At 72.7% G+C, this 11,928-nt stretch carries 8 protein-coding genes; 2 read left to right on the forward strand and 6 right to left on the reverse strand.

All coding sequences use genetic code 11. The features are described 5' to 3' along the window. Positions 1-55: 55 nt before the first annotated feature. On the reverse strand, positions 56-3,196 hold the full coding sequence (locus tag ACFWZ5_RS29060; RefSeq protein WP_384891537.1) for an alpha-N-acetylglucosaminidase: 3,141 nt from the start codon (positions 3,194-3,196) through the stop codon (positions 56-58). Between the two features lie 113 nt (positions 3,197-3,309). On the opposite strand from ACFWZ5_RS29060, the gene ACFWZ5_RS29065 reads away from it, so the two are divergent. Continuing rightward, complete coding sequence (locus ACFWZ5_RS29065; protein WP_384804274.1) at positions 3,310-3,750, forward strand: hypothetical protein; 441 nt, start codon at positions 3,310-3,312, stop codon at positions 3,748-3,750. A gap of 150 nt (positions 3,751-3,900) precedes the next feature. On the opposite strand, the gene ACFWZ5_RS29070 is transcribed toward ACFWZ5_RS29065, so the two are convergent. The 3 genes from ACFWZ5_RS29070 to ACFWZ5_RS29080 all read right to left on the reverse strand — a co-directional run bounded on the left by ACFWZ5_RS29070 (position 3,901) and on the right by ACFWZ5_RS29080 (position 7,397). Further along, a complete protein-coding gene (locus tag ACFWZ5_RS29070) occupies positions 3,901-5,409 on the reverse strand; it encodes a DUF1996 domain-containing protein (RefSeq protein WP_384804272.1) in 1,509 nt (502 codons plus the stop codon). A 75-nt stretch (positions 5,410-5,484) separates the two neighbouring features. Further along, positions 5,485-6,135, reverse strand: a complete 651-nt coding sequence (locus ACFWZ5_RS29075) for a LuxR C-terminal-related transcriptional regulator (RefSeq protein WP_384804270.1) — start codon at positions 6,133-6,135, stop codon at positions 5,485-5,487. Further along, positions 6,120-7,397, reverse strand: coding sequence for a sensor histidine kinase (locus ACFWZ5_RS29080; protein WP_384804268.1), 1,278 nt, complete (start codon positions 7,395-7,397; stop codon positions 6,120-6,122). Before ACFWZ5_RS29080 ends, ACFWZ5_RS29075 begins: the two co-directional genes overlap by 16 nt. 228 nt (positions 7,398-7,625) lie before the next feature. Between ACFWZ5_RS29080 and ACFWZ5_RS29085 the strand changes: the two genes are divergently transcribed. Continuing rightward, on the forward strand, positions 7,626-9,818 hold the full coding sequence (locus ACFWZ5_RS29085; protein WP_384804266.1) for an MMPL family transporter: 2,193 nt from the start codon (positions 7,626-7,628) through the stop codon (positions 9,816-9,818). 417 nt (positions 9,819-10,235) lie between these two features. Here ACFWZ5_RS29085 and ACFWZ5_RS29090 read toward each other — a convergent pair whose 3' ends face one another. Then, positions 10,236-11,231, reverse strand: a complete 996-nt coding sequence (locus ACFWZ5_RS29090) for an NAD-dependent epimerase/dehydratase family protein (RefSeq protein WP_384891541.1) — start codon at positions 11,229-11,231, stop codon at positions 10,236-10,238. Between the two features lie 63 nt (positions 11,232-11,294). Continuing rightward, entirely contained in the window at positions 11,295-11,897 is a 603-nt protein-coding gene (locus ACFWZ5_RS29095) for a winged helix-turn-helix domain-containing protein (RefSeq protein ID WP_384793807.1), read from the reverse strand. Between the last annotated feature and the right edge of the window lie 31 nt (positions 11,898-11,928).

Consider the following 11,928-nt stretch of genomic DNA (forward strand, 5'->3'; position numbering starts at 1 on the left):
TGGGGCGGAGCCCCAGTTCGGGAAGGGGCGGGTCAGGGGCGCCCCCGCGAGGGACCTACCCCACCCCCCACCCGCTGAACTCCACCGTCCCCCGCCCCCCGCTCCCCCCATTCGTCGCCGTCATGAAGAGCCCCACATCCTGCACCGCACCCGCCCCGGGCACCGGCACCGTGGCGACGGTCCGCCACGTGCCGCCCCCGTCGGTGGACAGCTCCCCGGTGAAGGACCCCCCGGCCCGCGAGAGCCGGAGGAGGACCGGGGCCTTCACGCCCGTGATGCGCCGGTACGTGTCGAGCGTGCCGTCCCCGTTCGTGTCGTAGGACAGGACGACCCCGTTGGCGGGCGTGACGGCGAGGTTCACGAAGCCCGGGGAGCCGGGCGTGGAGAGGGAGTTGCGGGCGACGATACCGGCGCGGGCCCAGGGGCCGCTGGCGGTCTGGGAGTCGACGCGGACGGTGACGGCCACCCCGTCGCGCAGGGCCCCCGGCCTGAAGAGCGTGCCGAACTCCGCCGTCCCCCGCCACAGATCCGCGCCCGCCCCGTCGATGCCGTACCGGCCGTCGAGCTCACCGAAGACGGCCGCGTTGTTCGTGTACGTGCGCCACCCCGCGCTGAGCGGGCCCGCCTCGAACAGGGTGCCCTCGTGCACGGCACGGACCCGCTTCTCGCCCTGGGGGCCGTACGTGACGGTGAGGGTGTAGGGGAGGGGGCGCAGGGGGCGGTCGAGGGGAGTGTCGGGGGCGCTGGCCCGCCAGGCGACGGTGCCGGAGCCCGCGGCGGGGACGCGGGGCAGCGAGGTCGGCCCTTCGGGCTCCGCCTCGATGCCGGTGAGGGCGAAGTCGACGCGGCCGGTGGCGCGAAGCCCGTTGACGTTGCGGAACCGGGCCGCCACGCGCGCGTGGCCGCCGGGCGGGAAGGCGGGGGGATCGGCGGTGACGTCCAGGGAGCCCTGGTAGGGGGCGCGGGCGAGGACGTCCCGTACGCGCGAAGCCGTGCGGTAGGGGTCGGCCACCGGGCGCAGCGGATAGTCCTTGCGCTCCCGCGTCCAGGGTTCCTCGAACTCGCCGTACCAGTCGACCGCCTTGGGGGCGCGGCCCTCGGCGAGCGCGTCGGCCAGCTCGTCGAGCCACCGCTGCCAGCGCGGGGCGTAGAAGTCGGCGGTCAGGCCGTGCCACTCGCGGTTGCCGTACTCGTGCAGCTTGCCGCCCTCGGACGTGGGGCGGTCGCCCCACACCGTGATGAGGACCTTCGCGGTGCGCTCGAACTCGACGCGCTCGGTGTCGCTGGTGGCCAGGCGCCGGGCGTCCTCGATCCACGGGCCGAGCAGGAACGCCGGGTGCGTGCCGGTGACGTCGTCCACGAGGCGCAGCAGGCGCAGCCACAGGTTCGACAGGGCGCGGAAGGTGTCCTGGTCCTTGCGGGCGTACGCCGTCCTGAGCTGGGGCAGGAGCTGGCGGCTGCGGTGGGCGAGGGCCTGGCGGGCCACGTCGACGAGGTCGTGCTTGTAGGCGGCGCTGCCGCGCAGGGCGCCCGCGACGCCGAGCAGGCCCGCGAGCGCGGCGTCGAAGCGGCCCGGGTCGTAGGTGAGGGCGTGCGGCGCGTACTCGGCGGCGCGGTTCGCGGCCAGGTCGGGGCGCGCGGCGAACAGCGAGTCGTGCGGGTCGCTGCGCTCCACGGCCTTGTGCTGGTACGCGGTGTCGTGCAGGGCGCGCCAGGCGGCGCGCGCCCGCCCGTCCCGGCCGCCGTAGCGGAAGTCAGCGTATGAGGAGAACCACGCGGCGCGGTCGATGCGGGCCGGTGTCCAGGCGAGCTCGGAGAACAGCTCGAAGGCGGCCGGGTCGCGGTCGGTGGCCTCCGGCAGGTACGCGGTGCCGACGAGTGCGCTGTCCGGCTTGTCGCGCCACGCGAAGAACTTCTCGTTCCAGAGGTGCGCGCGGGCGCCGATGGTGGTGCGGCCGCCGAAGTTGGGGATCGTGCCGAACGCGTAGGGCGTGCCGCCCCAGTCCTTCTCGCGGTCCGTGACGCTCGCGAAGCGGTCGGAGACGCCGTCGACGATCAGCATCTTCTTCTTGTCGATGGCGTCGAGCAGCTCGGGCAGCGGGTTCTCCTGCCAGCCGAGGATCACCCAGGTCGCCCCGGGGTGCGCCTGCTGCAGGGCCCGCTCGACGCCGCGCGCCGCGTCCGGCACGGGGACGTCGCCCGCGGTGCCGCCCTCGTGCAGGAGGTCCATCTTGAAGTGCCGGGCCGCGCCGAACAGATCGCGCTGGTGGCCGTAGAAGGAGGCCGCGACGCGGGCGAAGGACGAGGTGCGCGGGTCGAGCCAGTCGGGTCGCTTGAAGCCGTGCCAGGTGCCCTGCGGCACGACCCGCGCGTCACCGCCGTTGCGCGCCACGAAGCCGTCCGGCACGTGCCCGTAGTAGCCGGGGAACACCGGCGCCATGCCGAGCTCGCGCAGCCGTCCCACGATGCGCTGCCCCAGCCGGATCCGCCGGTCGATGATCTCGGGCGAGAGCGGGCCGCCGTACCCGGACAGGTTCTGGAGCAGCCACCACGGCTGGTGCGACGGCGCGGGCAGCCAGGCGCGCGACTCGGCGTCGCTGTAGTGGAAGTCCTTCAGGAGGCGGTGGTAGACGGCCTCGGTGCCCGCGATGACCAGGACCTCGTTGCAGCCGTGCAGGGCCAGGACGTCGATCATGCGTTCCCAGTACGGCCAGTCGGCGTACGGGGCGGTGTAGCCGTCGTTGGTGTCGTTGAGCGCGAAGCGGTGGGGGAGCGCCGTGGAGCGCTCCAGGGGGCGCGCGGGGGCGGGCAGGCGGCGCGGCAGGTCGAGCTGGTCGCCGTTCCAGGCGATGTGCGCCCCGCACACGTACTTCAGATACCAGTGCACCCCCGTCAGGAGTACTGCGGGGGTGGTGCCCGACACCTCGACGCGTCCCGTGGTGCCGGTCACGCGGAAGCGGTCCCGGCCTTCCTGCGCCGGGACGAGTCTGAGGCGGAACTGGTCCGCGTGGTGCGGGAGGCGCCGATTGAGCACGGCGCGCGCGGAATCCGTATCGAAGGCGGGGCCCTTGCCGGGGCCGTCGGCCGCGAGGGCCGGGAGCGTGCTGCCGAAGGCGGTGCCGAGACCGGTGCCGAGACCGGTGAGGCCGATGGCGCCGGCGGTGCCGAGTACCGAGCGTCGCGACGGACCGTACATGTGTGTACCCCCTGCGTCGATGGCTGCGCGCACGGTATCCGGGTGGCTACCGGGGCTCAATGGGACGCACGGACAAGGCGCGTTCACATCACCTGATGAGACGGGAGCGGGCGATGAGGAGCATGGTGTGGGCGGCGGGCGCGGTTTCGGCCACGGCGTTCGGCCTGGTGATCGCGGCGGGGCTGGTCGCCGGGGGCGAAGGCGGGGGCGAAGGCGCCGGGGGTGGCGACGGCGGGCGTGCGGTGCCCGTGACCGCTGTCGGCACCCTTGAGCAGCTTGCCCGGAAGGCCGCGTGCGCGCCCGACATCCAGACGGACGCGGCGGAGTTGCGGCAGGCGCAGTGCCGGACCGCCGACGGCCGTCGCTTCGTGCTCGCGACCTTCGCCACCGACCGCGGCACCCGCGAGTGGCTGAACGCCGCCAACGACTACGGCGGCACCTACCTCGTCGGCAGGAAGTGGGTCGCGGTCGGCGAGCCGGACGTGGTCACGGCGCTGCGCGGCCGGCTCGGCGGGACGGTGGAACGGGCCTCGCACCACGCGCCGGAGAGCTGAGGCGAGTGGTTGGGGGAGCGAGGACCGGTGCCCTGGGCACGGAGGGCACACCGTTCACCGCGCGCGAGCCGACCGCGCAGCAGTCCGGGGGGCGATAGCGCCCCCGAAGGGGCGCGGGGAACTGCGCGCTCAGCCCCCACGGCGCCGCAGCTAACGACAGCGACGCCCGTCATTCACGCACTGAGCAACCCGCCGCATAAGCCGGTCGTCGAAGACATTGATGAAGTCACCGTGATCGGTAACGGGCTTGTGCAGCTGCTCGGGAAAGGAGTCGACGGCGAAGCCGGGCCCCGGCGGCACGTCGTACACGATGCGCTGGACCAGCTGCGGAATGGCACGGAAGCCTCGCGGGCAGCGCCCCTCGCGCGGGTCGGCGAACGCGACGTGCGTGCGGTGGTTGGCGCTGTCCGTGTTCCGCCCGTCCCAGCAGCTCTGGAAATTGAAGGTACGGACGACCTTGCTGCCTTCGGGGCAGATCGGATATTTGTCCTTCAGCTGCCGGTTCTCGAATCCGGTGCAGCTCCAGGAGGCATTGGCGTTCGCGTCACCATTGGTGAAGGCCTTGGCGTCACCGGTGATGACGCGCAGGAAACGCGGCATCGCGGTGACCTTGGACACGGGGTTTCCGACGAACTTCAGCGTGACCTGGTCGGGGGTCTGGATCTCGCCGACGTTCTTGTCCCGGCCGCCGCCGTCCGCGTTCGCGTCGTCCTCGTTGTTTCCGTTCTGCAGCCTGAGGACGGGCCAGTAGTACGTGGATTTGTCGCCCTGATTGCGGCAGCTGGTGCGCCCGCCCGCGAGTTCCTGGTCGCTGGAGAAGGCGTCGGTCTCCTGGTTTCCGACGTAGTCGTGCATATGGTGCGCGCCATTGCTCACGCCGGGCGCGACGATGACATTGTCCGGATTGAACTTTCCGTTCTTGTTGGTGCCGCAGCGCGTGGTGAACGTGCCGCGGGAACCGCCGCGTTGTGTGCGTGGTTTCTGGACATTGGGGCGGACGGTGGTGATGTCGACGAAGTCCCCGGCCTCGGGCCCGTTGCCCGCCTGGCCTTGGCCTTGGCCTTGGCCTTGGCCTTGATCCTGGCCTTGGTCCTGCCCCTGGCCTTGATCCTGCCCGTCGTCGCCCTGGCCCTGGTCCTGCCCCGGGTCTTGACCCTGCCCCTGGTCCTGGCCGTCGTCGCCCTGCGGTGGCGGCCCGTCGTCGTCGGCGCGCATGGTGCACGGCGCCATGCTGTCCAGGTTCTCCGGCGCCTGACCGTCGCGGTCGATCGCGGACCGGATGTTGTCGATGGTCGGCCGCCGCTGTTCCTCCAGCGGATCGAGGACGGCCTTCTGGTCCTGGGGGTTCTCGGCCTCGGCGAAGCGCGTGTACGCCTCGGTGAGCTGGGTGTCCAGAGCGGCGAGTTCGCGGTCGACCTCGGCGCGGGCGCCCTCGGGAACCTCGGGCAGCTGATTGCCGACGTCCGGGCAGCTGATGGTGGTCACCTGCGGCCCGCCGCTTCCCGCCGGGGGCGGCGGTCCGCCGCCCTCCTCGGCGTTCGCGTACACATTCACCGCGACGAGTCCGCCGCCGCCCAGGATTAACGCGGCCGACGCGGCGACGGCCCGTCCGGCCAGTTTTGATCGTTTTCGTGACGTGCGTCGTGAGGTGCGTCCCATGAGATGACGTACGCATCAGGAGCCGACGGTGTTCAAACGCGTGCGGGGAAATCCCCGCGGGAAAACGGCAGTCGATCAGCGTTCCTGGTCGAGAAAGGCGAGAACCGCGAGGACACGGCGGTTGTCGTCGTCCGAGACCGGCAGGTCGAGCTTCGCGAAGATATTGGACGTGTGCTTGGCGATGGCCCGCTCGGTGACCACGAGCTGCGCCGCGATCGCCGCGTTGGACCGGCCCTGCGCCATCAGTTCGAGGACCTCGCGCTCGCGCGGGGTGAGCGCGCCGAGCGGCTGGTCGGCGGCGCGCCGCGACAGGAGCTGCTGGATGACCGTCGGGTCCATCGCGGTGCCGCCCGCCGCGACCCGGCGCACCGCGTCGATGAACTGCTCGGCGTCGAACACCCGGTCCTTGAGGAGATAGCCGACCCCGCCGTTGCCGTCGGCGAGCAGCTCGCGCGCGTACAGCTGCTCCACGTGCTGCGAGAGGACGAGCACCGGCAGACCGGGCCGGGCCCGCCGCGCGGCGAGCGCGCACTGCAGGCCCTCGTCCGTGTGGGACGGCGGCAGCCGGACGTCGACGACGGCGACGTCCGGCTGCAACTCCGCGAGGGCCTTGGTCAGTTCCGGCCCGGTCTCGACGGCCGCCGCGATCTCGAAGTCGAACGCCTCCAGCATCCGCACGAGGCCGTCGCGCAGCAGGAAGAGATCTTCGGCTAGGACAACTCGCAAGGGATCTCCATGGTCACCATGGTCGGGCCGCCAACGGGACTGCTGACGGCGAGTACGCCGTCGAATGTACCGAGCCGTCGTTCGATCCCGCTCAGGCCCGAACCGGCGCCGATGCTCGCCCCGCCCTTGCCGTTGTCGGTGACCGCGATGCGCAGCATGCCCTGGGCGTGGTGGACGTCCACCCAGATGCGGTCCGCCTCCGCGTACTTGACGGCGTTCGTCAGGGTCTCGCTCACCGCGAAGTACGCCGCCGACTCCACCGACTCGTCCGCGCGGCCCGGCAGCTCCACGTCCACGTCCGTCTGCACCGGAAGGCGCAGGGCGAGGGCCCGCACGGCGTCGCCGAGGCCGCGCTCGGCGAGGACCGGCGGGTGGATGCCGCGGACCAGGTCGCGCAGCTCGTTCAGGGCCTCGCCGGAGTTCTGCCGGGCCTTGGCGATCATCTCCTTGGCCTTGGCCGGGTCCCGCTCCACGATCGCCTCGATGGTGCCGAGGTCCATGCCCATGGCGACCAGGCGGGCCTGCGCCCCGTCGTGCAGATCGCGCTCGATGCGGCGCAGCTCGGCGGCGGAGGTGTCCACCGCGTCGTGCCGGGTCTCCTCCAGGCGGTCGACGCGCAGCGAGAGCTCCCGCTCCCGCATGGAGGCGGTGGGCGCGATCAGGAAGCGGGCGAGCAGGAAGTGCCCGCGGATCAGGAGCGGGTTGACGAAGACGCCGAGCACGAGCAGGGCGGTGCCGAGCGCGGCGGCCTGGTTCGCCGTCGACTGCGACGTGACCTTGATGAACGCGTACCACTCGCCGCCGCCCGCCTGGTAGATCGGCTTCCACACGCCGAGGGCGAGGACCCAGCCGTACGCCCAGTAGAGCACCAGGGAGGGCGCGATGATCGCGACGGTGAAGCCGAACGTCATGTTGGCCAGGAGCCACTGCAGGTCCCGCCAGGTCGCCGGGTCCTTCAGCATCCAGGTGCAGCGCTCCACCTGCCCGACGACGCCCCCGCGCCGCCGCGCGGGCTCCGCGCGGTACGGCACCGGGATGCGGACGTCCGCCCACTGCCCGGCCTGCCAGCGGGTCAGCGTCGCGAACCTGCGGACGCCGTCCAGCACGAGCGGTGTCGTGAACACCCCGATCCCGAGCAGGATGAGCGCGATCGAGACGACCGAGAACACGAAGAGCACGATCGACCCGGCCAGCGAGACGATCGCCAGATACAGGCCGCGCGCTCCCGCGAGCAGACCCGCGCCCACTCTCGACGTCTTCATGGTGTCCCTCTCCTCATCCGACCTCACACGTCCCAGTCTCCCTGGTCAGGCCCGCCAGGTCATTGGGTTCCCCACCCAGACCGGGGGTGTACCTGACGACACCCCCTGACCTCGCCCTGTGCTTCACCGAGAGGGGGCCTCGGCGGCTGGGTCCCCGCGCCGCCGATTCCTAGCGTGAACCACGTCAGTTCGGCTTACATCACGCTTAACTCAGTGGGGGCGAAGGTCATGAGCGCCAAGAGGCAGAACCTCGCGGCACGGCTCGGGGTGTGGAGCGCACACCACCGCAGGACGGCGATACTCGGGTGGCTCCTCTTCGTGGTGCTCGCCACCGTGGCCGGCGGCGCGGCCGGCACCATCACGGCGCCCGACGACGAGATGGGCACCGGCGAGTCGGGCCGGGCCGCGAAGATCCTCAAGGACGCGGACATCGACGAGCCCGCGGGCGAGCTCGTCATGGTCGGCGCGCGGACCCCGGACAGCTGGCGCGAGGCCGCCGCCGACCTGTCGAAGGCGCTCACCGCCACCGGCGAGGTCCGCGCCCTGCAGCGGCCGCTGCCGTCGAAGGACGGCAAGGAGGCGCTGCTCCGCTTCGAGATCAAGGGCAAGTCCGACCAGGCGACCGACCGCATCCAGCCGGTCCTCGACGCCGTGGACGAGGCCAGGGACAAGGGCGCGGCGCGGGGCGTCAGCGTCTACCAGTTCGGCGACGCGAGCTCCGAGAAGCACCTCAAGGACCTGCTCGCCGACGACTTGAAGAAGGCCGAGTTCACGGCGGCGCCGCTCGCGCTCGGCATCCTCCTGGTGGCCTTCGGCGCGGTCGTCGCCGCGCTGCTGCCCGTCGGGCTCGCCCTGACCGCCTGCGTCGCCGCGTTCGGCCTGCTCGGCCTCGCGAGCCACGCGCTGCACATCTTCGAGACGACGTACTCCGTGATGTTCCTCATGGGCATGGCCGTCGGCGTCGACTACTGCCTGTTCTACCTGCGCCGCGAGCGCGACGAGCGGGCCGCGGGCCGCGACGCGGAGACGGCGCTGCGGATCGCCGCCGCCACCAGCGGGCGCGCGGTCCTGGTCTCCGGCCTTACCGTGATGGTGGCCATGTCCGGTCTCTTCCTGTCGGGCCTGCTGCTGTTCAAGGGCTTCGCGACGGCCACGATCCTGGTGGTGTGCGTGGCGATGCTCGGCTCCGTGACGGTCCTGCCCGCGCTGCTCGCCTGGCTCGGCGACCGCATCGACGCCGGCCGCATCCCGTTCCTCAACCGCCGCTCCAAGAAGGGCGCCCACGCCAGCGGCTCGCTCGCCGGGTCCGTCCTGAAGCCGGTCCTCGCCAAGCCCGCGTTCTTCACGGTCGCCGCGACCGCGCTGCTGCTCGCGCTCGCCGCGCCCGCGCTCGGCATGAAGACCGAACAGCTCGGCCTGGAGAAGCAGTTCGGCTCCGACGCGCCGCTGTCCGTCGCGTTCAAGAAGATCACCGACGAGTTCCCCGGCGGCCCGGCGCCCGCCCGCGTGGTGGTGCGCGCCGACGACATCGACGCCCCGCCGGTACGGGACGCGCTGCGGACGCTGACCGAGTCGGGCAAGGGCGCGGAGCTGACCGTCCACCGGGCGAAGAACGTGGCGGAGGTGGAGATCCCGCTGCCCGGCAGCGGCACCGACAGCGCGGCGAAGCGGGCCCTTGCCGACCTGCGCGACGACGTCGACGACCTGAACGGGAAGGCAGGGGGCGAGTCCGCGGGCGGCTTCCGGGCGTACGTCGGCGGGGACCTCGCCAACTCGGAGGACTTCAGCGACCAGCTGGGCCGGGGCATCGTGCCGGTGTTCGCCTTCATCGCGGCCATCACGTTCCTGCTGATGCTCTTCTGCTTCCGCTCCGTCGTCATCGCGGTGACGTCGATCGCGCTCAACCTGCTGTCCGTGGGCGCCGCGTACGGCGTCATGACCGCCGTGTTCCAGCACGGCTGGGGTGCCGGGCTCATCGGCTCCGAGAAGGTCGACGCCATTGAGAGCTGGATGCCGCTGTTCGTCCTCGTCGTCCTGTTCGGCCTGTCCATGGACTACCACGTGTTCGTGGTCTCCCGGATCCGTGAGGCGCGCGACCAGGGCCTGGACAACCGGGCCGCGATCCGGGAGGGCATCACGCGGACGGCCGGGGCGGTCACCGGTGCCGCCGTCATCATGGTGGCCGTGTTCGCCGTCTTCGGGATGCTGTCCATGCAGGACATGCAGCAGATGGGCGTCGGGCTCGGCGTGGCCGTCCTCCTCGACGCGACGGTGGTCCGCATGATCCTGCTGCCGTCCCTCATGACCCTCCTGGGGGACCGGAACTGGCATACGCCGCGGTACCTGCGGTGGCTGCCGCGGGTGTCCCACGAGGCGCCGGCCCCGGAACCCGGGCGGGTTCCGGTGCGGGCCGGCCACTGACGCCCTCCGGGTGCATCTCCCACCCGCCCGCCCGTTTCCACTCTCCCGCGGGGTGGGCGCTCCCTGCCGGGGGCGCCCACCGTCGGCGTCTGCGGGCTCCCACCGCTACCGCGGCGGTTTGTCTCCCACCCACCCGCCCGTTTCCAGTCGGACGGCGGGTGACCGCCCCTGGTGGGGCTCACCCGCCGTCGGCGGCGCATGGGGTGGGTGGGCGGGGTAGACCCCGCCGCGGAGCGGCGGGCCGGAGGCGTATGCCGCTGTGCGCAACGCGGCGATAGCACCCACCGGCCGGCACGCCGCTGCGCGCAGCGCGGGAGGGAGTCCACCGGCCCGGGCTCGTCGTCGGCGGCGTGAGCGCATGGGGTGGGTGGGCGGGGTGGCTCCCGCCGCGGAGCGGCGGGTCGGGGGCGTATCGGGCTAGCGGGCCAGGGCTTTCGCTTCCTTCTCGGGGGAGAGGCCCACCCGAGGGCGGTCGGGGCGGTGCGGGGCCACCCCGCCGAGGCTCCGGAGCCAGTCCCACGTGTCGGAGACCGTCGCCCCGACCGGTCGACACCGCAACCCCGCCCTGACGGCCTTGGCCGAACTCGTGTCGTGCATCGTGTCGTACAGCTCCCCCGGCGGCAGCCACACCGGCAGCTCCTGCCAGGGCTCGATCCCGGCGGCGGTGACGACGTCCGGCGCCGTCCACCGCAGCTCCGCGTCGGGCGCCCCCGCCACGCCCACGCAGGCGTCGAGCAGGGCGCCCATCGTGGCGTGACCGGTGGGGCAGATGAGGTTGTACGGCCCGTACAGACCCGCGGCGACCGCGTCGAGGGTCCATTCGGCGAGGTCCCGCACGTCGATGTACTGGATCGAGGCGTCCCGCGGCCCGGGCGCGAGGACGGGCCCGCCGCGCGCGACCCGGCTCAGCCACCACGGCAGGCGCCCGATGTTCTCGTACGGGCCGAGGATCAGACCGGCCCGTACGAGCAGCGTCCGCCCGTCGCCGAACGCGCCCGCCGCCGCGAGCTCACCGCCCCGCTTGTCCTCCGCGTACGCCACCGCGTCCGCGTCGGCGTCGCCGTCGACGACGGGGAACGACTCGTCCGAACCGGCCTTCCCGGGGTACCGGTACACCGACCCGCTCGACACGTACGCGTACGTCCCGGCCCGCTCCCGCAGCAGCCGTGCCGCGTCCCGCACGGCCCGCGGCGCCCCGGACCAAGTGTCGACGACGGCGTCCCAGTCACCGTCGGCGGCGGCGAGCGCCGCGAGGCCCTCGGCCGTCGTGCGGTCGCCGTGGACGGCACGCGTCCCCTCGGGAGCGGCGTGCCGTCCGCGGTGGAAGACCGTCACGTCCCAGCCGCGCGCGAGCGCCGCCTCGGTGACGGCGCGCCCCACGAACTCCGTACCGCCGAGCATCAGAAGTCTCATGGGGCCGACTCTGCCTGCGCGTACGGCCGTGGGGAAGCGGATTTAGCCGCCAGGAGAACCCGGTCAGGCGGTCGGCGGCGCGTACTTGTAGCCGACGCGCCGCACCGTCTGGATCGAACCGCGGTGCTCGGCGCCGAGCTTGCGCCGCAGCCGGGCGATGTGGACGTCGACGGTCCGCCCGTCGCCGACGTGGCCGTACCCCCAGACCGTCGTCACGAGCTGGTCGCGGGTGTGCACCCGGTGCGGGTGCGCCACGAGGTGCGCGAGCAGCTCGAACTCCAGGTACGTGAGGTCCAGCTGGCGCCCGTCGACGTGCGCGGAGCGCCGCGCGGTGTCGATGCGCACGGGTCCGTCCCCGTCGGCCGCGGGCGACGGCTCGGGCTCGGGGGCCTGGAGCCCGGCGGGCAGGTGCTCCTGACCGGCGGGCAGCAGGACCAGATAGCCGATCATCGGCGGCTGGCCCGGCAGCGCGGGCAGGGTGTGCTGCGGAGCGGGCAGCAGGGTCGCGCCCGGCGGCAGGAAGCCGGAGAAGTCGGCGAGGTCGGAGATCCGCGCCACCTCGTCGGGGGAGACGGCCCGCAGCCGTCCCCGTGCCGAGGGCACGGCGGGACGGGTCGCGGTGGCGGTGGCGGTGTTGGCGGCGGTGAAGGTACGGGAGTTCGCCATGAGTCAGCTCTTTCGCGCTAAGGAGTCGTCG

This window comes from Streptomyces sp. NPDC059003 (assembly GCF_042740445.1).
Taxonomy (GTDB): Bacteria; Actinomycetota; Actinomycetes; order Streptomycetales; family Streptomycetaceae; genus Streptomyces.